25 protein-coding genes and 2 pseudogenes are annotated in these 26,957 nt (G+C 37.1%); 8 read left to right on the top strand and 19 right to left on the bottom strand.

Going from position 1 to position 26,957, the window contains the following annotated elements; genetic code table 11:
* Window positions 1-540: 540 nt before the first annotated feature.
* From tatA to ccsB, 3 genes are read left to right on the top strand one after another with little or no spacing between them, the layout of a single operon-like run.
* A complete protein-coding gene (tatA, locus tag HS1_RS06985; protein ID WP_066066499.1) occupies window positions 541-744 on the top strand; it encodes a twin-arginine translocase TatA/TatE family subunit in 204 nt (67 codons plus the stop codon).
* Complete coding sequence (resB, locus tag HS1_RS06980; protein ID WP_066062851.1) at window positions 741-2,090, top strand: cytochrome c biogenesis protein ResB; 1,350 nt, start codon at window positions 741-743, stop codon at window positions 2,088-2,090. Before tatA ends, resB begins: the two co-directional genes overlap by 4 nt.
* Entirely contained in the window at window positions 2,078-2,911 is an 834-nt protein-coding gene (gene ccsB, locus HS1_RS06975; protein ID WP_066062848.1) for a c-type cytochrome biogenesis protein CcsB, read from the top strand. Before resB ends, ccsB begins: the two co-directional genes overlap by 13 nt.
* 167 nt (window positions 2,912-3,078) lie before the next feature.
* On the opposite strand, the gene HS1_RS06970 is transcribed toward ccsB, so the two are convergent.
* The 4 genes from HS1_RS06970 to nadC form a co-directional block, all read right to left on the bottom strand.
* On the bottom strand, window positions 3,079-4,074 hold the full coding sequence (locus HS1_RS06970) for a thioredoxin family protein (RefSeq protein ID WP_066062844.1): 996 nt from the start codon (window positions 4,072-4,074) through the stop codon (window positions 3,079-3,081).
* A complete protein-coding gene (locus HS1_RS06965) occupies window positions 4,061-4,852 on the bottom strand; it encodes a M48 family metallopeptidase (RefSeq protein WP_066062842.1) in 792 nt (263 codons plus the stop codon). Before HS1_RS06965 ends, HS1_RS06970 begins: the two co-directional genes overlap by 14 nt.
* Before the next feature lie 127 nt (window positions 4,853-4,979).
* The gene (rnr, locus tag HS1_RS06960; protein WP_066062838.1) at window positions 4,980-7,103 is read right to left on the bottom strand and encodes a ribonuclease R; all 2,124 of its coding nucleotides are present in this window, start codon (window positions 7,101-7,103) and stop codon (window positions 4,980-4,982) included.
* Between the two features lie 5 nt (window positions 7,104-7,108).
* The gene (gene nadC / locus HS1_RS06955) at window positions 7,109-7,960 is read right to left on the bottom strand and encodes a carboxylating nicotinate-nucleotide diphosphorylase (RefSeq protein ID WP_245669934.1); all 852 of its coding nucleotides are present in this window, start codon (window positions 7,958-7,960) and stop codon (window positions 7,109-7,111) included.
* Between the two features lie 187 nt (window positions 7,961-8,147).
* Here nadC and HS1_RS06950 point away from each other — a divergent pair, with 187 nt between their 5' ends.
* Window positions 8,148-8,345 (top strand): ubiquitin family protein, encoded by a 198-nt coding sequence (locus HS1_RS06950; protein WP_066062832.1) that lies wholly within the window; start codon window positions 8,148-8,150, stop codon window positions 8,343-8,345.
* Window positions 8,342-9,247 (top strand): PP-loop family protein, encoded by a 906-nt coding sequence (locus tag HS1_RS06945; protein ID WP_066062829.1) that lies wholly within the window; start codon window positions 8,342-8,344, stop codon window positions 9,245-9,247. Before HS1_RS06950 ends, HS1_RS06945 begins: the two co-directional genes overlap by 4 nt.
* A 213-nt stretch (window positions 9,248-9,460) precedes the next feature.
* Here HS1_RS06945 and HS1_RS06940 read toward each other — a convergent pair whose 3' ends face one another.
* The 10 genes from HS1_RS06940 to HS1_RS06895 form a co-directional block, all read right to left on the bottom strand.
* Complete coding sequence (locus HS1_RS06940) at window positions 9,461-10,261, bottom strand: prephenate dehydrogenase/arogenate dehydrogenase family protein (protein WP_066062827.1); 801 nt, start codon at window positions 10,259-10,261, stop codon at window positions 9,461-9,463.
* Entirely contained in the window at window positions 10,248-11,306 is a 1,059-nt protein-coding gene (aroC, locus tag HS1_RS06935) for a chorismate synthase (RefSeq protein WP_066062824.1), read from the bottom strand. The genes HS1_RS06940 and aroC overlap by 14 nt, the downstream gene beginning before the upstream one ends.
* A 44-nt stretch (window positions 11,307-11,350) precedes the next feature.
* Window positions 11,351-12,163, bottom strand: a complete 813-nt coding sequence (locus HS1_RS06930) for a DUF169 domain-containing protein (RefSeq protein WP_066062820.1) — start codon at window positions 12,161-12,163, stop codon at window positions 11,351-11,353.
* Window positions 12,164-12,283: 120 nt separating this feature from the next.
* Complete coding sequence (gene dnaB / locus HS1_RS06925) at window positions 12,284-13,693, bottom strand: replicative DNA helicase (protein ID WP_082757694.1); 1,410 nt, start codon at window positions 13,691-13,693, stop codon at window positions 12,284-12,286.
* Entirely contained in the window at window positions 13,694-14,137 is a 444-nt protein-coding gene (rplI, locus tag HS1_RS06920) for a 50S ribosomal protein L9 (RefSeq protein WP_066062817.1), read from the bottom strand.
* 17 nt (window positions 14,138-14,154) lie between these two features.
* On the bottom strand, window positions 14,155-14,415 hold the full coding sequence (rpsR, locus tag HS1_RS06915; RefSeq protein WP_066062813.1) for a 30S ribosomal protein S18: 261 nt from the start codon (window positions 14,413-14,415) through the stop codon (window positions 14,155-14,157).
* A gap of 78 nt (window positions 14,416-14,493) precedes the next feature.
* Entirely contained in the window at window positions 14,494-14,832 is a 339-nt protein-coding gene (rpsF, locus tag HS1_RS06910) for a 30S ribosomal protein S6 (protein ID WP_066062809.1), read from the bottom strand.
* A 71-nt stretch (window positions 14,833-14,903) separates the two neighbouring features.
* A complete protein-coding gene (gene fusA / locus HS1_RS06905; RefSeq protein ID WP_066062806.1) occupies window positions 14,904-16,976 on the bottom strand; it encodes an elongation factor G in 2,073 nt (690 codons plus the stop codon).
* A gap of 10 nt (window positions 16,977-16,986) precedes the next feature.
* Window positions 16,987-17,349, bottom strand: a complete 363-nt coding sequence (locus tag HS1_RS06900; RefSeq protein ID WP_066062803.1) for a molybdenum cofactor biosynthesis protein MoaE — start codon at window positions 17,347-17,349, stop codon at window positions 16,987-16,989.
* The gene (locus HS1_RS06895) at window positions 17,350-19,326 is read right to left on the bottom strand and encodes a ribonuclease catalytic domain-containing protein (RefSeq protein WP_066062800.1); all 1,977 of its coding nucleotides are present in this window, start codon (window positions 19,324-19,326) and stop codon (window positions 17,350-17,352) included.
* Window positions 19,327-19,403: 77 nt separating this feature from the next.
* Between HS1_RS06895 and HS1_RS06890 the strand changes: the two genes are divergently transcribed.
* Both HS1_RS06890 and HS1_RS06880 read left to right on the top strand, forming a co-directional pair.
* A complete protein-coding gene (locus tag HS1_RS06890) occupies window positions 19,404-20,582 on the top strand; it encodes a pyridoxal phosphate-dependent aminotransferase (RefSeq protein ID WP_066062797.1) in 1,179 nt (392 codons plus the stop codon).
* Between the two features lie 645 nt (window positions 20,583-21,227).
* Window positions 21,228-21,569 carry an Mth938-like domain-containing protein gene (locus HS1_RS06880; protein ID WP_066062792.1) on the top strand — a complete coding sequence of 114 codons (342 nt, stop codon included), beginning with the start codon at window positions 21,228-21,230 and terminating at the stop codon, window positions 21,567-21,569.
* Between the two features lie 45 nt (window positions 21,570-21,614).
* On the opposite strand, the gene lptE is transcribed toward HS1_RS06880, so the two are convergent.
* The 5 genes and pseudogenes from lptE to HS1_RS06865 all read right to left on the bottom strand — a co-directional run bounded on the left by lptE (window position 21,615) and on the right by HS1_RS06865 (window position 25,589).
* A complete protein-coding gene (gene lptE / locus HS1_RS06875) occupies window positions 21,615-22,127 on the bottom strand; it encodes an LPS assembly lipoprotein LptE (RefSeq protein WP_066062789.1) in 513 nt (170 codons plus the stop codon).
* 411 nt (window positions 22,128-22,538) lie between these two features.
* A pseudogene (locus HS1_RS14030) lies at window positions 22,539-22,853 on the bottom strand (transposase); the annotation flags it as partial.
* Between the two features lies 1 nt (window position 22,854).
* Window positions 22,855-23,087 (bottom strand): annotated as a pseudogene (locus HS1_RS14025) (hypothetical protein); the annotation flags it as partial.
* 19 nt (window positions 23,088-23,106) lie between these two features.
* The coding region (locus tag HS1_RS14020; RefSeq protein WP_420886034.1) for an IS110 family transposase at window positions 23,107-23,744 on the bottom strand (638 nt) is incomplete at its 3' end.
* 486 nt (window positions 23,745-24,230) lie between these two features.
* Window positions 24,231-25,589, bottom strand: a complete 1,359-nt coding sequence (locus tag HS1_RS06865; RefSeq protein WP_066062786.1) for a phytoene desaturase family protein — start codon at window positions 25,587-25,589, stop codon at window positions 24,231-24,233.
* Window positions 25,590-26,012: 423 nt separating this feature from the next.
* Between HS1_RS06865 and hisF the strand changes: the two genes are divergently transcribed.
* A complete protein-coding gene (gene hisF, locus HS1_RS06860; protein WP_066066490.1) occupies window positions 26,013-26,753 on the top strand; it encodes an imidazole glycerol phosphate synthase subunit HisF in 741 nt (246 codons plus the stop codon).
* The last annotated feature ends 204 nt before the right edge of the window (window positions 26,754-26,957 follow it).

Genomic DNA, 26,957 nt, shown 5'->3' with positions numbered 1-26,957 from the left:
TCTTAAAGGAGGAAATGGAGAAGGCTGCTTAAAAAATATTTCCATTTTTTACTTGACTTTTTAAATGGAAAGTTCAAACCTACAAAATACAGTTAAGAAAATAGAAAACGGAAAACAGAAATTTCCAGTTCCCATTTCCCAGTTCCAACGTGTTAACTTGCAAACTTTCTAACTTACAACTTTGTAAACGTGCATAAAGAAGGAAAGGGAAACAGAAAATAGGAAATAGAAAATAGAAATTCCCAATTCCCAGTTCCTAATTCCCAATTCTAACGTGCCAACGTTCTAACATGCAAACGTGTAAACGTGCTAACGTTCCAATTTGACAGAAGGCGATTTTGCATTTTTCAATTTGCATTCTGCATTGAGCCATCCTGCCTGTCGGCAGACAGGTGCGCTTAACATTTGGATCTCCGTTAAAATTACTCTGACGAAGTCCTATTAGTAAACTCACTTTATATTGACACTATTATGAATAAATGCTAATTTCAAAATAGGACTACTTGATAAAAGGAGTAATTTATGTTATTTCCCGTCTTTATGGGCGGTATTGGTTTAACCGAGTTGCTAATTATATTGGCCATTGTAATAATTATCTTTGGAGCGAGACGTTTACCTGAGATAGGGGCAGGATTGGGACAAGGTATTCGTAATTTCAAAAAATCGTTTAAAGAAGATAAGGCCATAGATGTCACTCCTGAAAAAGAACTGGAAGAAGAGAAAGGTAAAAAAAATCAAGCATGAAGTCTTTATGGAAAGGGTTTGTTCATTTTTTGACTTCAGCCCGAGTGGCCATTTTTCTACTTCTTTTCTTAACCATAGCTTGCACCATAGGCACATTATTACCTCAAAATCAAACTCAAGAAGTTTATCTTAAGTTATTTGGTAAATTAGGGACAAGAATTATACATATTTTTTCCCTATATGATGTTTACCATGCCCCTTGGTTTCAATTTCTTTTAATTTTCTTAGGAATTAACCTTATCGCCTGTTCTTTAGACCGTCTACCCAAAACTCTGCGTCTATTCCGTTATCAAGAAAAAAGGAATATAGATAAAAAATTTTTCCAAAACCTTTCTTTTTCAGAACACTTTGTATGTCCCACCTCTTTGGAAAAAGCAAAACAAAGTCTTATTTCTTTATTCAAAAAAGAATTTGGTAACTTACAGGTAATTAACAATCCAAAGTTCTCTCTCCATGCCCAAAAAGGAAAGATTAGTTACTTTGGCCCTTATATTATCCATACTGGCATCTTAATCATTCTCTTTGGTGGATTAATAAGCTCCCTCTTTGGTTTTTCAGGTATGATGTTTATCCCAGAAGGAAAGGCAAGCAACACTATATTTTTACAAGGGAGAAGGCACCACCAGCGTTATAACCTGCCTTTTAGTTTGAAGTGTGAGAAGTTTATAATAGAATACTATCCCAATGGCATGCCTAAAGAATATTTATCTAAAGTGACAGTTATAGACGGTGAAAAAACAATCAAAAAGGACATTACGGTCAATGGCCCTTTGGATTATAAAGGGTTGCGATTTTATCAAGCCACCTATGGAGTTGCGCCAGAACCCACTTTGACCTTAGAAGTTATAAATCGTGAGACCAATAAGCATTTCTTAGTGACTGTTCCCTTTAATCAATCTGTGTCCTTACCTGATAGTAATGGATATGTGAAGCTGGTTAAGGCCTTTCCTGAATTTATGAATGCGGGCATTGCATTTCAGCTTGAGGTATCAGAAGATGGAAGAATTCAACAAACATGGGTTTTTGAAAAATTTCCTAATTTTGATGCCATGCACCGCAAAGGGAAATATATATTTCGTCTTAAAGATTATAGCCGATATACAGGATTACAGGTAAAAAAGGATTTAGGGGTATGGATTATTTGGGGGGGATGCATCATACTGGTTTTAGGACTAATGATTAGCTTTTTTATTATTCCCCAGAGAATATGGCTACAATTAGACACACATCCCAAAGGGTGCGAAATATGGTTAGGTGGAACATGTGTAAAAAGAAAGGTATTATTTAGACAAACATTTGAGAATTGGGTATCAAAAATAAAAGAGGTTTTACCATGTGGAACATAAAAATTCTTAGTTATGTGACCTTCCTATATTTGGGTTGTTTTCTGCTCTATCTGGGATTTGTTGCCTTTCGCAAGCCTATTTTGCAAAAAATAGCTACTTACGTTACTATTTTTACTTTAGGTGTTCACACCATAGGCATTCTCCTTCGCTGGATAGAATCCCATCAAATGGGCATAGGGCATGCCCCTTTATCCAATCTTTATGAATCCCTCATATTTTTTGGATGGTGTATTGCCTTTTTATATCTAGTCATTGAGAAAAAATATAAAAGGCCTATTTTAGGGGCATTTGTAATGCCTTTTGCTTTTCTCACGATGGCCTATGCTTCTTTTTCTCCCAATGTGAACAGCCGCATTGAACCACTTATTCCAGCCTTACAAAGTAATTGGCTTATTGTCCACGTAATTACTTGTTTTCTAGCCTATGGTGCTTTTGCTGTATCATTTGGTTTTAGCATTGTTTATCTTTTGCGTCCAGAAAAGGGCAGCTTTTGGGATGTTTTTCCACCTAAACTACAATTAGATGCCTTAATTTACCAGACCATTACCTTTGGATTTACTTTGCTTACTGTTGGAATCATTACTGGGGCGGTATGGGCAGATAAGGCTTGGGGAAGTTATTGGAGCTGGGATCCTAAAGAGACCTGGTCACTTATTACTTGGTTTATTTATGCTACCTTTATCCACTGCCGTTTAGTAAAGGGCTGGCGAGAAACAAAAATGGCAGTGCTCTCCATCATAGGTTTTGCATCTGTGCTTTTTACTTACTTTGGAGTGAACTTTCTCCTTTCTGGTCTCCACAGTTATGCTACCCCTAGTTAATGAGAATTGAAGTCAGATCCCAAAAACGGCGATTGATTTTTGGATAAAATTCCAACCTGCCTGACGGCCGAGGCGGGCCATTTTTTATTTTATTTTGATTGAGTGAGGATTTATGATGACAGGATCGAATTCAAAAAAGTCATACTCTAAAGTCAATTATTACACTTTTAATGGAATTCTCCATAACGTTCTTTTATGTGTTCAATGGCCTCCACTGCAGCTTCTCTAATAGTAGACGAAGTAGTCTGGGCAATTTGGTGCAACTTGGGAATGGCTTCTGGTGTGCCAATAATACCCAAAAGGAAAAGAAGGTCATCTTTGTCTCTTTTTTCTGAAGTTTCTAGCATTTTTAAAAGGTAGGGCATGATTTTTTCTGCCAATCTAGGTGATTTGTCAAACAACTCTTCTAATACCCGCATTGCCCCAATACGGGTAAAAATTTTTTCATGTTTGAGTAAGGTTAGCAAACTCATTAAATATCCCTCTTCTTTTAAACACAACTCCACTATCCGCTCTGCTTTACCTTGATTTAAAAGAGACCTTAATACCTCAGGGTCATACATGGTTTCCCCTGCCTTAAGTATCCAATCTATGAGTTTTTCTTTACCATCCTGTCCAACTAAGAAATAATCCTCATTAATAACCACGGTGGGTGCTGAGGTAATTTTGTATTGTTGAGCTACTTCCGGATAAAGGCTTCCATCTATAATAAAAGTTTGAATTAAGGGTTGAGCAATGGCCAGTTGAGTGGCCAGTGTTACCACTAATGGACAAAATGAGCACTGAGGCATAATAAAAACCCTTATCTTTACAGGTTTGTTTACTTTTTTTATTTTATTTTTATCTCGAGGGGAAAGAAAAGATTGATTTGTAGAAATGGCTTGCAATATTTGAAAAAATGGAGGCCACTCAGGACCTTTAGGAATAGCCAGATAATAAATACTTATCTCATCAGATATATTTGTTACTTTAAGCATGGGTGATGGCTCTATAGGTTCTGTTTTGTAAATGATTTCCACCTCTGGTTGAATTTTCTTTATATCTTGTAAAAATTCATCTATCTTGAAGAACAAATCAGGTTGTTGGTGATTAAAAAGATAAAATTTTACAAAATTTTTCAAAGATAAATGGTTAAGTTCTTTCAAAATACTAGTTCCCAACATTTTCTCCTCCATTAGGATTATAATATTTAAGTGCTTCTGGTAAAAGTTGCTTAATGGCTTCTATCCGCTTTTCATCTGTAGGGTGAGTAGATAAAAATTCAGGGATATGCTTTTTTTTATTTTCTTGAGACATTCTTTCCCAAAAGGCAATGGCCTTTCTAGGGTCATAACCAGCCTTAGCCATTAAAATAAGTCCCAGATGGTCAGCTTCGTATTCCTGGACACGACTATAAGGTAGAAGGACACCTAACTGTGCCCCTAGACCATAACCAATTAAAAAGGCCTGACGTGTAGTCTCAGAATGTGCTTTTAAAACCGTAGCTAAGGCTGCCTCTCCCACTTGAGCGACCAAAACCATACTCATTCTCTCTGCCCCATGCCGCGCAATGGCATGGCCTATTTCATGGGCCAATACTGTGGCCAAACCAGTTTCATCCTGGGTATATTTTAGTATACCTGTATAGACAAACACCTTTCCTCCAGGCAAACAAAAGGCATTGGCTGTCTTATCATCCTTTATGACATAAAATTCCCATGGTAAATTACGTCGTGTAGCTTTAGCAATACGCCAACCAACTCTGTTTACCATGTTTACTATTTCTTTATCTTTACAAAGCTTAGCCTTTTTTAAGATTTGTTTTTGAGCTTCAAGACCTAAACTCATTTCGCTATCAGGGTCAATCAAAATTAATTGTTTTCTATGGGTATATGGAGCTGTAGCACAAGCAATAAGAAAAAAGGAAAGAATACATAAAGACTGAATTTTTTGTATTTTCATAAGTTTAATATAACTTAAAATAAAAGAAGAAAAAAGTCCCCAAATCCGTAATAACTTTAAAAGAAAACGACCGCAACCCTTAAAAAATGATTTTTTATAATGTGCGTGAGGTCAGTTACTAAACAGATTATAAATTTGAAAAAATCTGGTATTTTTTTAGTAAATGCAATTCTATTTCGCGGCGATGTGGTTTTACATCTATTACTCTCACTCTCACCTTGTCTCCTAGTCTAAAGCTTTTTCGGGTGCGTTTCCCAATAAGGGTAAAGTTTCTTTGGTCAAAGAAATAATAATCATCATGCAAAGAAGATAATCGAACCAATCCTTCCACAAACACACTATTTAATTCCACAAAAAAACCAAAGCCAGTAACCCCTGAGATGACACCATCATATTCTTCTCCTATTTTATTGGTCATAAATTGAACTCTAAGTCTATCTATAATTTCTCTCTCTGCCTCCATGGCAATACGTTCTTTTTCAGAAATATGCTCACAAATACCCTCTAAATTTTTTATCAATTTCGCTTGGGGCCTTTTATAGTGGAGTTGTTTTTTTAAGATCCTGTGAACTACTAAATCTGCATACCGACGGATAGGGGAGGTAAAATGGGTGTAGCAATCTGAGGCCAGCCCAAAATGTCCCGTGTTATAAGAGCTATACCTGGCTTGTTTCAATGAACGCAATAACAAACGATTCACTAAAAACTCATGGGGGCTGCCTTTTACTTCTTCCAGTAGTCTTTGAAAGTCTATGGGAGTGTATTCCTTCTTGAGAGGAAAGTTATATCCTAAAGTTTCTATCAATTTAGTGAAAGCAACCACCTTTTCCTCTGTGGGTTTATCGTGAACTCTATATACCATAGGCCAGCCTTGTTCTGTCAAATGCATAGCCACCGTCTCATTAGTAGCAATCATGAATTCCTCAATAATTTTATGAGAAAACAATCTTTCTGCCCTAATAATATCAGTAGTATGCCCTAATAAATCTAATATCACCTTAGGTTCTGGCAAATCAAAATCAAGGCTTCCTCGCTTCATCCGTCGTTGACGCAAGATTTCTGCCAATTCTGCCATAAGTTGAAGGGCACCGATGATGCGTTTACTTCTAATTCCTGACTCACGATTATCCAACACAGATTGCACTTGAGAATAAGTCAGTCTAGCTTTACTTTGAATGACACTTTGATAAATATTGTAATTAACCATCTCTCCATGTTGTGTAAACCGCATCTCTACAGTTATGGTTAGACGGTCTTGTTTGGGATTTAAACTGCAAATTCCTTGAGAGAGAGAAAAGGGAAGCATGGGTAACACTTGTTCAGGGAAATACACACTATTTCCCCTTAAAAACGCCTCTCTGTCTAATACCGAGTGAGGGGGAACATAATAAGCCACATCGGCAATGGATACATATAACCTATAGCCACTCTTTTCTTTTTTTATCCCTACTGCATCGTCAAAATCCTTTGCTTTTTCACCGTCAATAGTGAAAAAAGTTAATCTTCTCAGGTCAGATCTGGAATTTAAGGAAACAGCTTGAGAGGCTGCCTCCTCAGCTTCCTTTAAGGCTGGCTCTGGAAAAATTTGAGGCAAATTATATTTATAGGTTACAATTTGTGTCTGGGTGCTAAGCAAAGAAGCGTCTCCCAATACCTCCACAATCTTGGCTAAAGCACCTCTATGTAAATTAGGAAAACGCACAATCTCTGCTACTACCATTTGTCCTGAACCTGCTTTTTTTGCCCAGGATAAAGGTATAACAATCTCAGTGGCAAAACGTTGTTCTTCAGGAATAAGAAAACCCACCTGACCATCTGTTTCAAATATTCCTACTATGTATTTATTTTTCCTTTCTAAAATGCGAACAATCTCGCCTTCAGCTAGCCTTCCTCGCCTGCGCTTATCTAAACGGACTATCACTCTGTCTCCATGCATGGCTTTTTTTAAATGTCTAGGTTTGATAAAAATGTCCCCCTTTTTTTCTTTTTCTGGGATTACAAAACCATAACCATCAGGATGATAAGAGAGGTGACCAACTACCAAGTTCATTTTATGGAGAAGGCCATATCTTTGACTGCTTATCTGGATTATTTTACCTTGTTTTTCTAAGTCTGTAAGAATTTCTTGAACTTTTTTTCTCTCTTTTAACCCAAGATGCCTACATATCTCCCTAATAGTAACAGGTTTATCCACTTGGTTCATGTATTTTATAATCTTTTTAGGAGTAATTGAGCTTTTCTTCTTAGGCATGATGATTACTTTTCTATTTTCAAACTCATATCTACCGCCTTTACAGAATTGGTAAGGCCACCACAACTAATAATATCTGGGTTATAACTGGCATAATCTAAAACCGTTTCTGGGGTTATTCCTCCCGAAACCTCAATAAGCACCTTTTCCCTCAGACCCTTTTGTTTTAGGGCATTCATAGTTTCTTTCACCATTTTGGGAGAAAAATTGTCTAACATTATAATATCTACTCCTAAAGTAGCCGCTTTAAGGGCTTGTTCTAAACTGCTCACTTCTATTTCTATTTTTTTACTAAAACTTGCCCTTCTTGCCCGTTTCAGAGCCTCAGTTATACTTCCTACTAATATCAAATGGTTGTTTTTAATTAAAATAGCATCTTCTAAGTGAAAACGGTGGGTATCCCCCCCTCCAATAGCCACTGCTTTTTTATCAAAATAAATAAATCCAGGTAATGTCTTGCGGGTGGCGGAAATTTTGCTGCTTGAGCCAATGGCTTTTATTCTATCCTGAATATTTTTAGTCATGGTAGCAATAGCCGTCATACGCATTAAGATATTTAAGGCAGTCCTTTCTCCTACTAAGATATCTCTAGCCTTACCTTCTAATAAAATCAGTTCTGCTTGAGGCTCAGCCCACACCCCATCCTGATAAGGAGATTTGGCCTTTATTCCCAAGACATCAAAGAGACAAATTACCTCTTCTAATCCTGCCAAAAATACCGGTTTAGGCTCTTTGAGCACTATCTTAGCTGAGGCCTTTGCCTGAGGTGGAATAAGCAATGAAGTAGTAATGTCACCTAGGCCTAAGTCGGCTTCTAAGAAACGAAGTAAATATTTCTTTAAAATGGGTTTGGACAAATACATTTTTGAGATTTACTTTTAACACAAATTCTCAAAACTTCCAACAAGACCTCAGATCCGTGATAACTTTAAAAGCAGGTTGGAATTTTATCCAAAAATCAATCACGGATTTTGGAGTTTTCTCTAAATTGACATCTTGTTTCTGACGTGAAACAATAACTTAAAAACAAAGTCTGAGCAAGAAATGATCAAGATAAGGTTTTTCCCAGAAGGAAAGGAGATCAAGTTACAAAAAGGAGGCCAGGTGAGACAAATATTAAAGAAACTCCATTTATCTCCTACTACTGCGTTGGTGATTAAAGATAATCAACTTCTTACCTCAGATTTGTTTATCAAAGATGGAGAAGAAATAGAAATCAGATTGGTAGGTTCCAAGGGATGAAGTGTAAGCGCTGTGGTCAACAAGCAGAAGTGGAATTACCCAGCCATAATGCAGCCTTTTGTAGAGATTGTTTTTTTGTCTTTTTCCAACGTCAAGTAGAAAAAGCCATTAAAAAATGGCAGATGTTTAAACCCCATGAACATATCCTGGTGGCTGTTTCTGGAGGCAAAGACAGTCTTGCTCTCTGGGATATATTGGTAAAATTAGGCTACCGGGTAAGCGGCCTTTTTGTAGATTTAAAGATAGAGGGATTTTCTGAAAAAGCTAGAGAAAAAGTAGAAAAATTTGCTCACCAAAGACAAGGCCATTTAATAATCTTAGACCTGGCTGAAGAAGGTATAGCTATACCTTGGGTAGTGAAATATACCCGGAAAACCCCTTGCTCTATTTGTGGACAGATAAAGAGGTATTATTTTAACCACATTGCTTACAAAAATAAATTTCAGGTCTTGGCCACAGGGCATAATCTAGATGATGAAGCCAGTCGGCTCTTGGCTAATGTCTTACGTTGGCAAATGCCTTATCTCATTGAACAATCACCTATCCTTCCATCTGTTTATGGATTTGCTAAAAAGGTGAAACCTCTATATCGGTTAGGAGAATATGAGACTGCTGCTTATGCATTTTTGAGAGGAATTGATTATTTTGCTGGTTCCTGCCCTTATAGCAAGGGGGCTACCTTTTTAAGATACAAACAATATATGAACCAGCTTGAATTAGAATTCCCTGGGACAAAGCTGGATTTCTATGAAGGATTTTTAAAAAAAATTGGCCCTTTGTTCCAATCCTCGGTGAAGAAAAATCAGGATTTGCACCTTTGCCCTGAATGTGGCTATCCCACTATAGCCCCTCAGTGTGGAATTTGTCGGCTAAAGCATAAGATAAAAAATGGTAAGGAATAAATGAAGGCACTGTCCCAGGCTGAATGTAAAATTGGTTGCAATTAGAATTATTAGGGCTTATCCTCCCAATAACAGTGAATGAGTGAAAGAGTAAATGGGTAAATGAATTAAAAAAACCTATGCAAACTAAGGAAAATTTATCTCCTTCCCGTGCTCTTCTTTGCGCTCAGCTTCTACACCTTCAGAGTGGTGAAAGATGTCTCACCATGCTCATCAAAAACCTTTCTGCGGAGAACTATAATTTCCCAAAAAATCTCCTAATTCCTGGAATATCTTTAAAAATTCTTCATAATTCTGGTCTTGAATTATTTTTTTTAGTCTTTCTAAAACCTCCCAACATAAAGGAAGGATTTTTTCGTGATAAAAGGGATTGTCAAATTGGATGGAGGCATAAATCTCTGGGTTTTGATGGTTTAAATGAAAAATACGCTGAGAAATAATCTGAAAATTAGGAGTGGCATAACGCATTAAGGTCTCCATAGAAAAGGGTGATTCCTTAAGGATAAGCGCAAAACCCAAGAGAAAAAAGTGAGTTAAGGCTTGAATAACAGCCATTATTTGGTCATGTTTCTCAGGGGTAGTAATTTCTAAATAGGCCTCTTTAAAAACTTCCTTTAGCCAAGGCAACCAACTCTCCCCACGGGCAGGACAGAGGATAATAGTCTGACCCTTTAAACTTTCTATATTAGGGCCAAATAAAGGATGGGCTCCCATAACCTCTGACTTACTATACTTTAACATCGCTTCCACTGAGGCCTTTTTTAAAGAGGTAAAGTCCATTAATAAGGCCTCAGGGGCGATATAAGGACCTACTTCCTTGATTATTTCCACGGTTACCCTGATAGGCACAGAAATAATTACTACATCGCTTTTTTGGACTAATTCTTTATTACTCAAGGGAGTGCGTCTGCTGGAAATGAGGACTTCATATCCTCTTTTTTCAAAAAAGGCCTCAAACCACTGACCCATGCGGCCAGTGCCTCCAATGATGCCGATAATATTAGGCTTCTTCACTAATCATCCTCTGTCTCAAAAGGTGGTCTGCTAACACTAATCTCACCATAGCCGCACAAACAGGCACAATTCTAGGAATGGCTGAAATATCATGCCTGCCTTTTACTGAAATAGTTGTGGGCTTCCCATTTTCAGTAATGGTGCGCTGTTCCTTTTCTATAGAAGAAATGGGTTTGACTGCCGCCCTCACAATAATTTCATCTCCATTGGAAATACCAGCTAAAATGCCACCAGCGTTATTACTGAGAAAGCCTTGAGGGGTAATTTCATCATTACACTCTGAACCCAACAGGTCTGCTACCTTAAAACCTGCCCCAATTTCCACTCCCTTTACGGCCCCAATAGACATTAATGCCTTAGCCAATTCAGCATCTAATTTGTCAAAGACTGGCTCTCCTAAACCACTAGGGCAATTTTTTACCCGCACCTCTACAATCCCACCTAAAGAATCTCCTTGTTTTTTGACTTCTAAAATCCGCTGCTCCATCTTTTTATAAACTGATTTATCACAACAAAAAAGGGCGTTTTTTTCAATAAAATCCAAATCGCATTCTTGGGCATAAATACCACCCAAGGCAACAGTATAAGCATAAACTTCTATCTTCCATCTATCCAACAACCTTTGGGCTACGGCCCCAGCTGCCACCCGGGCTACAGTCTCTCTTCCTGAAGACCTCCCCCCTCCTCGCCAATCTCTAATACCATATTTTTTAAAATAGGTAAAATCTCCATGACCAGGACGGAAAACATCTTTGATAGCCTCATACTTACTGCTATCCACATCCTGATTATAAACAATCAAGGTAATAGGTGTCCCTAAGGTCTTTCCCTCAAAGACCCCAGAAAGTATCTCTACCCTATCTGGCTCACGACGAGGAGTGGTCAATTTTCGTCCAGGACGACGTTTATCTAATTCTTCTTGAATATCCGCTGCAGTTAAGGGTAATTTGGGAGGGCAACCATCAATAATCACTCCCAAAGCAATTCCATGTGACTCACCAAAAGTAGTAATTCGGAATGCCTGCCCAAAAGAATTACCTGGCATTTAAACCTCCTTAAAGAGTGTCAATGTGAGACCCAGAAAATATGTCATCCCTCAATGGCCTTCCAGGTGGGTCTTTCAAGAAAACTATGCTCCACGCTTTCTTCCATTTCTTGAAACATCTTTAAAGGAACGGCCAAAGAAAACAAATTTTTATCCAATAATCTTCTTATATTTTTTCTGGCCGATATATCGGTAAGTCCCACAATGGCCCTTGGACTTTTAGCATTTGCTTCTTGATAAGCCAAAATACCTATGGTTTGACACCCTGCTGCCCAAGGAATAATAACATTTTCACTCCCTTCTCTTTTATAATTGGCCAGGATAATTAAGGCCGAAAGCTGATCAGGATTAGCCAAAAATACAATGACTTGAGGCCTTTCCTGATTTATATCTATGTCTCTTAAAGGTTTAAATACTACATATTTGTTAGGGATATCAATAATAGGCAATTGCTCAACAAATTTTTTCACTAGTTCAAAAGACTCCTTATACCGCTCTCCTTGTAAAAAATCCTCCAAAAAATCCTTTCTAACAAACTTTTTAATCTCTTGGGCTACTTTCTTTCCGGGCACCCAGTCTTCGTTTCCCTGGGAGAGGAATCGGTAAAAACACTCTACACCCCCTGGGAAGTTTTTATACTGATTGCCAAATCCTAATCCTACTCCCCCACCCCAGCAACCATACGTTTCTCTATCAAATACCGCTATTTGGCCTTTAGCTGCATGGGCAAAGAGCCACATTACACAACCCCATCTCCCTTTTTTAAACTGCAATGCCTCTTTTGGTCTTTCATCTGTCCAAAGAATGGCCACGGGATGGTATCTTAATTTAAGACTGCTAGCAATCTTACTTTCCATGAATTAGAAATTACTCGCATTAAGGTCAAAAGTCAATAATTTTAGGTAAAGGGTCTAAATCAGATACAAATAAAAAGGGATTACCCTGTCAACGTTGTGGAACAGCCATTGAAGTTAAACTTACTCACTAAGAAATGCTTCCCCTTCCTCTTCATAATTTTCCTGGAGATTTTCAAAGGAGGTAAATTTCTCTAAAAATGCTAACTTTACTTTTCCTACAGGGCCATTTCTATGTTTACCAATAATAATCTCAGCTATTCCCCTATTAGGATTGTCTTCTCGCTGGTTATAAACCTCATCCCGATAAAGAAAGGCTATTAAATCGGCATCCTGCTCTATGGCTCCTGATTCCCTTAAATCAGCCAAACGGGGCCTTTTATTTTCTCTGTCTTCTACCTTTCGGTTGAGCTGAGATAAGGCTACTACTGGTATATTAAGTTCCTTGGCTAATGCTTTTAAAGAACGCGAAATTTCAGAAATTTCTTGTTCCCTTCTCTCATTTCCACTTTTGCCTTTCATTAATTGCAGATAATCTATAATGATTAAGTTGATATTGTGTTCTGATTTCAAACGCCTTGCCTTTGCCCTTAACTCTAGTACCGAAATAGCTGGTGTGTCATCAATAAATATAGGGGCTTCAGATAAAACCGAAGCCGCCTCAATTAGAAGTTGCCAATCATGTTCAGCCAAAAAACCTGAGCGTAACTTCTGGCTATCTACTTTAGCTTCGGCACAGAGCATACGTGTAGTTAGTTGCTCTTTGGACATTTCTAATGAAAATATAGCTACTGGAATTTTATATTTTGTGGCTGCATTGGTAGCAATATTAAGAGCAAAAGCAGTTTTTCCCATACTTGGGCGTCCAGCAATGATGATTAAGTCAGAAGGTTGAAACCCTGATGTTAGACGGTCAAAGTTAATAAAACCTGTGGGAATACCAGTGATATAACTATCTTTTTGAGTAATAGATTGGATGGTTTGAAAAGTAGACTTGATGAGTTCCTTTAAAGGATAATAAGAAGTCTGAATTCTCTGTTCGCTTATTTCAAATATGCTTTGTTCTGCTTTATCTAAAATTTCCTCTATATTTTCATCAGTAGGGGCCACACATTGGTTAATAATGTAGGTAGCACGGTTAATAAGCTTTCTTAAAATAGATTTTTCCTTAACAATTTTAGCATAATATGCAATGTTTGAAGCAGTAGGAATAACCTCTACTAAACTGGCCAAAAATGTTGCTCCACCTACTTCTTCCAATTGTTCCTTTTTTTGTAAGGATTCACAAACAGTAACTAGGTCTATAGGTTGATTTTGTTCATATAATTCAAGAAAAACCAGAAATATTTTGCGATGACTTTCCTTATAAAAATCCTCAACCTCAATAATTTCTAAAACCTGATGAATGGCTTCATTATCAATAAGAATACCACCTAAAACAGCTTGCTCTGCCTCCATATTTTGAGGCAAGGTTTTTTGGAAAACATCTATTTTGATAGGTTCAGTTTTTTTTGGAGATATAGAGGCCTTCATCTAAGCTTCAATTATTCTTATCTTCAAAAAAGTTTGCACTTCTGAATGTAATTTAACTGGGACTTCATATTCCCCAGTATGTTTAATAGGTTGTTCAAGTATTATCTTTTTCCTATCAATTTTAATTCCCTTTTCTTCTAAACTCCGAGCAATATCCATAGTAGTTACCGAACCAAATATTTTTCCTTCTTCTCCTACCTGTTTAGGAATTTCACAAGTCAAAGTAGCAAGTTTGGCTGCTAAATTTTGAGCGCGGTGTTTTTCTCTCTCTCGTTTTTGTAATAGTAACTGACGTTGTTGCTCTAATGCTTTTAGATTTTTATAAGTAGCTGGTAATGCCTTATTTTGAGGAATAAGGTAATTTCTTGCATAACCATTAGCTACATTTATCAAATCCCCCATCTTACCCAAAGAAGAAATATCTTCCTTTAGGATAACTTTCATATTACCTCCCTTTTTGTCTATTTTCTAACCTTAATAGTAGTATATGGTAATAAAGCAAGATGTCGTGCTCTTTTGATAGCTATAGTAATTTGTCTCTGATGGCGAGCACAATTGCCTGAAATCCTTCGGGGCATGATTTTACCCCGATCTGTTATAAATTGGCTTAATATATCTACATTTTTATAAGAAATTTCTAATTTGGGGTCAGCACAAAAACGACAAAATTTCCGTCTGATATAAAATCTCCGTTTGTTATGATTATGATTTGGTGTTACCATAAAATTCCTCCTTTTGGTTCCTAACAGTTTTCTGAAAAGGCCCTTAATAAAATTTTAAAAATTTCTTTTCCCACTTTATCATCCTGCTTCTGCCTGAGCTTCCATAGTGGAAACCGGACTTGCTTTTGGACTAACTTTTATAGTCAGAAACCTGATAATCTTATCATTCATTTTTATGTTTCTCTCCAATTTTTCTACAATATCAGATTTACCATAATAATGCAAAAGGGCATAATACCCTTTTTGTTTATGATTTATTTTATATGCTAAATCCCTGAGTCCCCATTTCTCTATTTCTTTAAGAATACCATCATGTTGCTTTATAGTTGTTTCCATTTTACTAAATACTTCTTCTATTTGTTCTTCTGAAAGATCAGGGTCCACTATAATTACTGTTTGGTATTCTTGTAATCCCATTTTTGTCTCCTTTCTTAATTAAAACACACTGATATATTATACCCTTTTTTATTTGTCAACCATATCCAATTTCACTTCTTTTTCACTTGTTCAATTATTTTTTCCGCTAGCTGAGCGGGAACCTCCTCATAATGAGAAAATTCTTGAGTAAAAGAAGCCTTTCCTCCGGTGAGAGAAGTTAGATCAGAAGCATAAGTTATCACCTCTGCCATAGGCACTAAAGCAGTAATTATTTGGTATTTGGATTTAGCTTCCACACCCAATACCTTCCCTCGCCTCCCATTTATATCTCCAATAACATCCCCCATAAGTTCATCTGGGACAGTAATAGTTAACTTTACAATAGGTTCAAGTAAGATGGGCTTTGCTTCCATAAAGGCCTTTTTAAAGGCCATAGAGCCAGCAATTTGAAAGGCAAGGTCAGATGAGTCCACAGGGTGATAACTTCCATCTACTAAATGAACCCTCACATCTACTACTGGATAGCCAGCTAAAATACCTTCTGTCATTGCTCCCTTAATTCCTTTCTCTACTGCTGGGATGTAATTGCGAGGAATTACTCCACCTACTATTTTATCCACAAATTCAAATCCTTTCCCTCTAGGTAATGGTTCAATTTCTACCCAAGCATCTCCATACTGGCCTCGGCCACCTGTTTGTTTTTTATATTTTCCTTGAGCCTTTGCTTTCCCTTTAATAGTTTCTTTGTAAGGAATTTTTGGACTTTTCAGGGTTACTTCCACTCCGTATTTACGTTTGAGTTTCTCAACAGTATTTTCTATATGAAGTTGGCCTGTGCCAGAAAGAATGAGTTCTTTGGTTTGAGGGTCTCGTTCTAAATGTAAAGCAGGGTCTTCTTCGGATAATTTAACTAACGAAGAGAAGATTTTTTCTTCATCTCCTTTAGCCTTTGGTTCAATAGCAAACGAAATTATAGGAGGTAATGATTTGGTACTTTCAAATATAATAGGTGACTTTATATCACTAAGAGTATCCCCAGTGAGGGTCTCTTTTAATTTAGCCACAGCAGCAATATCACCTGCTTTAACTTCTTGAAGTAGTCTTTGGGTTTTACCCATCAAGGCAAATAGTTGACCTATTTTTTCCTTGTAACCTTTGGTAGTATTCAATACTGGGGTATCTGAATGTAATTTGCCTGAATATACACGGAATACATTAATGCGCCCAGCAAATGGGTCAGAAATTGTTTTTATAACCAGGGCAGAAAAGGGCTCATTAGGATCAGGTTTCCTTTTTAATTCTTGTTTAGTTTCAGGGTGATAGCCTTTAACTACTCCTCTTTCTAAGGGGGAAGGTAAACAATGATTGATTAAATCCAATACCAAATGAGTGCCTATATTAAGGATAGCTGAACCACAAATTACAGGTATAAACATTTTTTTCACTGTGCCTTCATGTAAGGCATTAAACCAGTCTTCTGATTTTATTTCCTCTCCTTCTAAATATCTTTCTAAAAGGACATCATTTGTTTCTGCTAAGAATTCAATCATTTTTTCCCTAAATCCTTCTGCCTTATTTTTAAGCCCATTGGGAATCTCTTTTTTGCTAAATTTACCAGAACCGTCTTTTTGATAAATCCAAGCTTCCATAGTTAATAAATTGATAATTCCCTCAAATTTTTCTCCTTCCCCAATAGGTAAACAGACAGGAACTGCTTTTATATCTAAAGAATTGACTATATCTTCAAGGGTTTTTTCAAAGGAAGCGTGTTCTTTATCCATTTTAGAGATAAAAATAAGGGCAGGAAGCTGATAATGATGGATATGATTTAAAATTTTTTCGGTTTGAAATTTCACACCATCCACACCATCTACTACCAAAACAACACCATCAGCTCCTTGAAGAGTAATAATTGTCTCTGAAAGGAAATTGTTATCCCCCGGAGTGTCTATGATATTTACCCAGTGGTTTTTCCATTGATAATGGTGAAAGGAAGCAGTGATGGTCATATGTCTTTTTATCTCTTCTGGTTCATAGTCAAGGACACTAGTTCCTTTATCTACATTCCCCAAGCGTTCTGTGGCTTTAGTAGTAAAAAGTAATGCCTCAGCTAAAGAAGTTTTGCCTGCTCCTCCAGCAGCGATAAAGGCCACATTGCGAAGGCGTTCCACATCAGTTCCCATTTTTTCCTCCTTAGTAATATTGTTCTGTCTTAGTTATAGCTTTGGTTTTTATAAGATTCACCGTTTTTTCTAGAGCAGGGAATACATGTTCCCTAATATCTCCTGCCACTGCTATCGCCATAATTGTTTCTCCTACGGTAAAGACACCTTGTTTAGTTTCTACTACAGTTTCTATAATCCCTGGCATTTCTTTGACATTGGTAATAATTTCCTTAAGTTTTTCATGATTTACCTGAACACTCAGTTTTTTTACCGGTTGGCCATTTCGAGAAGTCCCCCTTACTAGACCTAAATGGCAAGCAATCATGCCTATTTCAGAATAATGGGGATGGTTTTTTATTTTTTCTATCAATTTATCTAAACTCAATGACATTTATCCCAGACCTACTTTTAACAATTCCTTAAGGGGATTGACTGCCTCTATCCTAATCTTTATCTTATCACCTTGCTTAAATTTGCCTCGGGGCCCAAGTAAAACTGTTTCTAATAAGTAGTCGGGCAATAATACCTTATAACCTTGCTGTGTTTCTTCCAAAATATAAGCCTCTACAGTGGTTTTAATTCTTTTTTTAAGGTAATTTAGCACCCAATACCTTGTTCGTTGAGAAAAAATCATGTTTGTGCGGTGGATTATCTCTTCAAAATAAGGAATAAAGGAGGATAATTCATCCTCTGTATAAAGGGGTTTACCTTCCTGAAGATAATAGACAATCTGTCTTTGGAGAATTAAATCTAAAAACCGCCTTAAGGGAGAGGTAATACTAGTATATTTATCTAAACCTAACACATGGTGAAATGCAGGTCTTGTTTTTAGCTGAGACTGACTAAGAAGTCTTCGCTGGAGGTAAAGAATAAAAATATCTTTGGAGGTTCCATTCATTACTCGGTCTCTGGGAGGTAACTGAGAGCGGTAAATGCTAGGTATCCCTTTTTTTTCCATAAACATGGCTGCCAGGTAGTTAGCCAAAATCATAAATTCTGCTACCAAGATCCGTCCAGGTTGTTCGGGATTTCTCAGTTTTATGTCTACTATATTGTCTGAAGAAAAGAAAAAAACTAACTCTGGAAGAGCAATAATCATCCCTCCTTGTTCCAGTCTTTTTGCCCTAGCTTTTAACGCTAACGAGAACAAGGTCTGTAAGGTTTCATTCTTGGTTAATAGGCTATTTACTTCATCATAAGTAAAGTGTTGATCTACTTGAATAATAGTAGGTAAAATTTGATAGTTTAAAATATGGGCATCTTCATTTAAAGTAATAAAAAAACTCAAAGCAGGTCTGATTTTATCTTTTTTAAGACTAGCAAACTGGTTTGCAATCTGTTCAGGAAACATAGGGATACGTTGGTCTGGTAAATAAAGGCTAGTTCCCCTTCTTTGGGCTTCTTTTTCTAATACATCATCTTTCTTAATAAATGGTGTTAGGTCTGTGATATGGATACCTACCACAAAATTGCCATTTTCTTTATTTAATGAAAGGGCGTCATCAAAATCTTTGGTCTCCGGTCCATCTATAGTGAAAGTATATAATGAAGTTAAATCCTCTCTACCTTCAGAGAAATCAGGTTTATTTTCTAGCAAGTTCTGCATTGCTAACTTTGACTCTTCTGAAAACATAGTAGGTATACTCAAACGATGGAGAAGGAGGTTCTCATGTTTAGAGAAAATACCTAACTTACAAAGTAATAAAAAAGGATGGTCTTTAAGATTCAATCCTGCTCTTTGTAAGATTTGTTTAGTAATTTTAGCCTGGGGTGCTTCTTCTTGCCAATAACACCACTCTTTTAAAAGTTGAATATATTGTTTACTTTTTGCTGGAGAGGGAATTGATTTACCTAACCATAACGATTGCAACCAATTAGCAGCCTCTTCTATCTCTTTTTCTCTTTCTTCTTGCTGTGCCTTTTGTCTTAAATACTCATCTACTTTTTCCTTTGACCGCACATCTAGTTTATTTCCTTTCAGCTTGAAATGTATATTTTCATCAAACAGAGCCCTAAAAATAGCACTTTCTTGTGTAGAAGAAGGGTTAGATGAAAAATATAACTCTGCTAGGAAATGAGGAGAGTAAGAACCACCATCTTCGGCTAGAAGTTCCCACAAGGCCATCACATCTATCTCTTTTTTTAGATTTTCTCGTTGTTCTACTTCTTTTTTTAAAATGCTTAAAATTTCCTCTCTAGGTTGGTCTAAAGGGTATTTTTGTCTGGAAATAAGACAAATTCTAGTTTTATTTAAAACCACTTCACGATTTTGTGAAGTCAACAAATGCACCTTCCCATCTTTTTGACTAAGACAAAAAGCAGTAATTATCCTTCGGGCCTCTATATATTCAACAATACTACCTTCCATATTTAATAATATAGTGGTAAATTAATTTGATATATGATAGCCTTTTCTTAAAACCTGTGTCAAGATAGGAGGCCAAAATGCTAGCAGAAAGAATTAAAACCATTCCCCCTTCGCCCACATTGACTATAAATGCAAAGGCTAAGACTATGAGGGCATCAGGTATAGATGTATTCTCCTTAGCTGCCGGTGAGCTTGATTTTGATACCCCTCAATATATCAAAGAAGCTGCTATCCAAGCGGTAAAAGATGGCTTTACCAAATACACCCCAGTAGATGGTATCTTAGAATTAAAAGAGGCAGTTTGCAAATTTATAGAAACCGAATATAAATTAAATTATTCTCCACAAGAAACAATTATTTGTTGTGGAGGTAAACACGCCCTTTATAATCTGTTTCAAGTAATCTTAAATCCAGGTGATGAAGTGATTATTCCTGCTCCCTATTGGGTATCTTATCCCCCTATGGTAATGCTTGCTGGAGGTAAACCGATTATTGTGGACACTGAGGAAAAGGATGGATTTAAGTTGAGGCCGGAAGTTTTAAAGAAACATCTGGGGCCTTGGACCAAGGCCATTATTTTAAACAGCCCCTCAAACCCTACTGGTAGTGTTTACACTAAGAAAGAGCTAGAAGCCCTAGCTGAAATTCTGGTAGATAAACCTATCTGGATTATTTCAGACGATGTTTATCATAAAATTTTATTGAAAGAAAACATCAAGTGGACATCTATTGCTACTTTAAGTCCCGAACTAAAAAAGAAGACATTGATTGTAAATGCAGTCTCTAAAACTTATTCTATGACCGGCTGGCGGATTGGTTTTCTGATTGGACCCCAAGATATTATCAAAGCAACTACTAGACTCCAAAGCCAAAGTACTTCTAATCCCAGTTCTATTGCCCAAAAGGCAGCTCTGGCTGCTTTAAATGGACCTCAAGAGTTCATTCTTCAATGGATAAAGGCTCTTAAGGAGCGAGTAAAATATTTATCAAGTTTCCTTAAAACCATTCCTGGGGTAACCTGTTTTGAACCAGAAGCTGCCTTTTATGCCTTTCCTAATTTTTCTTCATATTTCTCTCCAAAAATCCCTAACTCTCTTAAATTGGCTGAATACTTATTAGAAGAAGCTAAGGTGGCTGTGGTTCCTGGTATTGCCTTTGGAAAAGAAGGTTTCATTCGTCTCTCGTTTGCCACCTCACTAGAAGTTATAGAAGAGTCATTAAATAGGATAAAAACAGCCATGGAGAAATTGCGATAAAAGGCTGGGTTACGTTTCTCTGCTAAATTTCAGGAAATCTTTCAATGAACTAAGAGAGACAAATTTTGATTATTCCCAATTTTTGTTAAAGTTACCATAATCAGCAATTAAACATCAATTACAAAAAATTTTAAACTTTTTTGTAATTAGTCTCGTCTATTTAAATAAAGGAACAAATCCTAAATAGGGAGGGTTAACTATGAAAAGGCAAGTGATGTGGCTTTTTATCTTGCTGATGGTTGCCATAAGCTGCACCGTCCAAGCCTGCTCTCCTCCTCCCTCTTGTAGAGTTTGTTGCTATAGACCTTGGGTGCCTCGTCCCCACATTTCAGTACATTGGGAAATTGATAGTTATGGGATTTGGGTTCCTGACCCCTGGAGGTGTCGTCCATGGCATCGTATTTGGGTACCTGGACATTTTAATCGATGGGGAATTTGGGTCCCTGGTCACTGGAGACGCTATCCGTAATTCTTGGAATGTTTAATAAACTTTATAATTTTTTGGTTAATACCCTTCATTTTTGTTTTTCCCTTTTAAGGCCAAAAAGGAGTTTTCTAAGCTCAATTAGTTCTTGCGAAGATAATAAACCTTGCTTATAAATTTTTTAAGAACAGCGTATTTTCACTTTCAATGGGAGGTGTAAAATGATAGAGGATTACAGATTTGGAAATATAAGGATTGATGGAAAGAATTATACTAGTGATGTCAAAATAATAAATGAAGAGGTAAAACCAAATTGGTGGAGAAAAGAAGGACATAATTTATTTCCTGAAGATATTAAAGACATCTTGGAGGCCAAACCAGAGATTTTGGTAGTAGGCACAGGTGCCTATGGAGTAATGAAGATAAGTTCTCAAGTAAGAAAATTATTGGAGCAGGAAAAAATAGAACTCATTGAGGCCAAAACAGAAAAGGCGGCTCAAATCTATAATGAACTCCTTCAAAGTGGTAAAAAAGTGGCTTTTGCTGCTCATTTGACTTGTTAAGCTAGGATTCTTCTACTCTTTTGTTTCACAGATTTAATTTTAGGACTAAAAAACCGCTACTCTTAATTCTTCGTAAATTTGCTCGGCTATCCTTTGCATAATCCGAGAGATAGCCTTTTCTCTATTATCTTGGGTTTGGGAAGGATTGGTAGTAATTTGAAATTCTTCCTGATCACTCAATTCTCTCTCTTCCCAAAGCCTATTTTTTTTCTTGTCTGTTAACCTTACCTTAACCGCTATTCTCACCCTTCCAGTGGCAGTATATTCACCCTTGGTAAAGGCAATTCCTGTAGCCTCATAGGCCGTAAATTCCCCGGTTAAGAAGGCCTCTGCTCTTTCTTTTCTTACTACCTCTATTTCTCCAGTATTACATTCATATACCAACTTATTTATCAAAAGATTTTCCAACTTTCTCTCTGGTGTCCTATTTATGAAAGGCTCAATGTAAATTTTTGTGATTTTTATTGCTCTGGGTTCTTTTTTTATTTTATCCAAACTAAAATGGTAACTACATCCCCAAAAAAATAATAAAAATAAAAAAATAAATATTTTACGCATTTTTTTATCCTAACACAGTTTACAGTTCAATTCAATTTTGACTTTAACAGGGCCAGGACTTCGTCAAAGTAATTTTAACGGAGATCCAAATGTTAAGCGCAATGGCTCAATGCAGAATGCAAATTGAAAAATGCAAAATCGCCTCCTGTCAAATTGGAACGTTAGCACGTTAGAATTGGGAATTAGGAACTGGGAATTGGGAATTTCTATTTCCTATTTTCTGTTTCCCGTTTCCCTTTCCTTCTTTATGCACGTTTACAAAGTTGTAAGTTAGAAAGTTTGCAAGTTAAAAAGTTGCAAGTTAACACGTTGGAACTGGAAATTTCTGTTTTCCGTTTTCTATTTTCTTAACTGTATTTTGTAGGTTAGAACTTTCCATTTAAAAAGTCAAGTAAAAAATGGAAATATTTTTTAAGCAGCCTTCTCCATTTCCTCCTTTAAGATATAGTCTCGATCTTCTTTTAACATCTTAAAAATAACTTTTATCAATTGTCTAGCAAGGCAGCGCAAGGCATGGTTATGCTCTTTCCCTTCAGTCCGTTTTTTAGCATAGTAAGTAGCGGATTCTGAAACATACCGAATTGTGCAGCCCGCAATTTCAATCATAGTTGCTTTACATATCTTATTAGCCTTATATACAACTCTTGTCCTTTTGTGTTTACCAGACTCATCATCTATACAGGCTACACCACAATAGATCGCAAGTTGCCTCTCGTTTTTAAATCTNTTGATATCTCCAATTTCTCCGACCAATCTGCTTGAAAGCTTTGTTCCTACTCCTGAGATACTTTTTAAACGCTTGACCTCAGAACTCTTTTCTCCTAGCTTTTCCAGCTTCTTATCCAACATCTCAATCTCCTCTTTTAGTTCTAAAATACGCCGAGAATGAGATGATATAATCGTTTTGTATATATCTGCCAGTTCTTCGACGTATTTTGTGTTGCGAAGACTTTCTAACATTAAAGAGGCCTGTTTTTTNCCAATCATCTTTATTTTAAGTAAAGCTCCCATAGTAAGTCCCTTATATCTCGAAAAATCAGGATACCTTACCAGAAGCCTCAACATCTTCTTGCTGTCTGTATCACCAATCTCTAATATCTCAGGACATACTTCTAATAGCCTTTTTCGAAGCCTGTTTTGCAACCTTATCTTCTCATCTATCAGGGTTTGTTGATGCCGAGACAGAATCTTTAACTTTTCATTGATTTTTGTTGCCTTCTCTACCGCAATGAATGCCTTTTCATTTTCAGCGTCTAAATAATCTCTTAATTTCAGCATTTTTGCTAACATTTTTGCGTCCCTTTTATCGTTACGCCATTCTGCCCCAAATACATTCCGAAATTGTTTTAATTTTAAATTATCTACATTGTATAAGGTGAATCCGCTCTCTATAAGTATCCGATCAAATGGTGCTCCGTATCCATTCTTTCCTTCAATTGCAAATGATATTATCCCACCTTCTCTTTTCTCAATCTCTCTAAATTCTCTAACTGCCTTATAAAATTCACTGAATTTGTGTGCTATCTTCTGGTCATACAAAATCTGTTCTTCATCATCCATGATAATTATGTGATGATTATCACTGCCAATATCGATTCCTCCAGATAACCTTTTCACGCCTCACCCTCCTTTATGTTTGATATTTTATGGCTCTGCCAATACCTTTATCCCGTCTATAATAGCCACTTAAAGGCACCTTTCCATTAGACAGGGTATTGGCAGGAGAACATCCGGCAATTCAAACCGAGTCACAATAATTCAACATTATTGACTGACCCCGTTAGCCACAAATGTTCCCCTAGCCATTTATCATTTATATCACATAAAGAAGGCTTCTTAATTTCATTCCCTATTTTTTACTCTCACTTTTAATTATAGACCCCAATTCCACTACATTTGGCTATTTCATTCCCTCACTATTTCACTACTCACTGATTTAATGTTTTGGCATTAAGACATTTGGATTTCAATTGATATTTGGATTTTGAAATTTGGATTTAAAGATTAACGCCTAAATTTCGGGGGATGTTCAATGACTTTAATCGTAGTGTAAAATTGTCATACACCCGAGGGTGCAAGGTATCAGTAAGGGGTCACCTATGCTCATTCTCGGCTTAAAGAGCAAATAAACTCAGCACACTCTAAGCCCGATTTTACCGCTTGCACTGTTCCTCCACCAGCAGGTAAGACAGAAGAGCCTACATTAAATAGATTTTTTACAGGTAATTTAAATGGCATTTTTTTATAACCCTTGCTTTCTGCCACTGGTAAGACACAGCTTTTAAATCCTATCTCATGTGGATAATCCAGTGAAGTAACGGTCTTTTTCCAAAGAATGCTGCTGGTAAACTTCGGGATAAACAGAGCAGCTTTTTCAACCAGACGTTCAGCTTCTTGAATCAGGCGTTGTTTATTTGTCTCCCCTTTGGGGGTATAAAATAAAAGTGTTGCTGGTCTAAATGCTTTATTACCCCTAGTTAAAAATACCCCAAATGGTGGTTCATCTGGATAGATGCCCTTAAAAAGCTGGTGCATGGTTTTATTTAAGTCATATGGTGGCAAGTAAACATATAACACATTACCATCTTCTACATTGATTTTAGCTTTATCAACAATCATAAAAACCATTGAGGCCTGTAAACCTTGCTTATATGATTTAATTTGATTGAGAAATATAGAATTAAATTTTGTATCTTTACAAAGCTTTAATACTGTCTGAACAATGCTTACACTACTTATAATAAAATCAGCCCTAACAGATTCTCCATGAACCGACACCCCAAATGCCTTATTATTTTTTATTAAAATCTTACCCACAGGGGCAGTGGTGTATATCTGCCCATCATATTTTTTTATGATATTTAAAAGGGTATCTGGTATATTTTGCATCCCTCCGAGGGGATAGAAAGGCCTGCCATACCCTTTAGGATTGAATGTATAACCTGGCATATCGTCAGGCAGACATCCATGAAAGAGAGCGGCCCTCATATTAAATATATTTCGCATAAATTGATTTTTTGTAAGAAAACAAGCAATATCATGATGGGAACTCATGTATGAATAGGCATCAAATTGTTTTTGTCTCCATAATCTATAACTCAAGGATATTGTTTCAAATATGGAAAGCCCGGTTTTTCTGAGCTCACTAAAGGTAGGCGGTATAGTTATAGGACACTTTCCCTTACAAAATATATGAATTTTAACAGGAGCTATTTTAAAGGCAATCTCCTCCTTTAGTCTCTCTTTAATAAGTTTAACAACATTAAGGCCTGAGAATATGGGGCCTACATCAAATGGGTATTTCCCAAATTCCGAGTTTCCATATAAAACACTCCGACATCTCCCGCCTATATAAGCGGTTCTTTCAAAGATTTTTGTTTGAAAACCTGCTTTTGAAAGAAAAGCGGCAGCAGCTAAACCACTTAAACCTGCACCAATTATGACTACTCTCTGTTTCTTCATTTTAAATGGTCTTTTTATATTTTAACTATATTTCTCTTCCTAAGCATTTTATATATACTATCAAATCTCTATTTGATAAAGGGCATTACTCCTCCTAAATGGGCAAAGATAAACTTTAAATTTTCAAATTTTCTAATACACATTCATTTTAAATATATGAAATATTATACTGCCTAAGAACAAAAGATAGATTGATTAAGGGTTTTCATTGACAGAGATTATGAGGGATAGTAATATGCTTTTAGGCAGTAGAATATATAGTTGGGGTACATAGACCAAGGTGGAGTTGGGGTATGTGATGAAAATTATCGATGGCCGGTGAGGCACAGATAATGACATGTTTTTAATAGATAGTGAAGAAAAAGGATGGATCTATAAAACAAAGTAAACAGGAGGGAAACATTGGATCAAGTAATTAAAATCATGCCGTGCCTGGACATGCAGAACGGACGCGTTGTCAAGGGCGTCCATTTCGTGGACATACGAGACGCTGGTGATCCGGTTGAATGCGCACGAGCTTATTGTGAGTCTGGTGCAGACGAACTGGCGCTACTGGATATTACAGCCACGGTGGAAGGTAGGACCACCATGCTCGACGTAGTTAAACGCGTCGCCGAAGTCACAACTGTGCCATTCACCGTTGGCGGCGGTATATCTGATGTTAAATCGGCCGAGTTAGTGCTAAACGCGGGAGCAAACAAGGTATCCATCAGCAGTGCCGCCTTTCGGAAGCCTGAGCTGGTCGAAGAAATGGTTAAAGCGCTGGGGGCCGAGAAGGTGACGGTGGCCATCGACGTAGATCAGAACCCAGCCATGCCCTCAGGCTATGAAGTATATATTGATGGAGGACGCACAGCCACTGGTGCAGATGCGATCGAATGGGCAAAGCGCGTTGACGGATACGGTGTTCCGGTTATTCTGCCTACAAGCAAAGCGGCTGACGGCGTGCAGACCGGTTATGATCTGCCGCTGATCAAAGCGATTAAGGAAGCGGTTTCGGCCGATGTGGTGGCCTCCGGTGGCGCAGGGAAATTGGATCATTTCTATCAGGCAGTTGAAGCAGGTGCTACAATCTTACTTGCCGCGTCTGTGTTCCATTTTGGGATCATTAAAATTGGTGACTTGAAGGACTACTTACGCAACCGGGGTGTTGCTGTCCGCTGAAGCCTTCAGGAAGTTAAAAGGGCCAGGACAATCTTTGACAAATTTTAAGAAAGAAAAAGATAGATTGATTAAGGGTTTTCATTGACAGAGATTATGAGGGATAGTAATATGCTTTTAGGCATTAGAATTATATAGTTATACCTACTGGACTGAAGTATTGAGGATGACACCTGGAGGTCGATTTGAACAGCGCGGAGAAATGTT

The organism is Candidatus Desulfofervidus auxilii (genome assembly GCF_001577525.1).
Lineage (GTDB): Bacteria > Desulfobacterota > Desulfofervidia > Desulfofervidales > Desulfofervidaceae > Desulfofervidus > Desulfofervidus auxilii.
The sequence above is the reverse complement of the archived record's forward strand: the minus strand, read 5'-3'. Positions and strand labels throughout refer to the sequence as shown.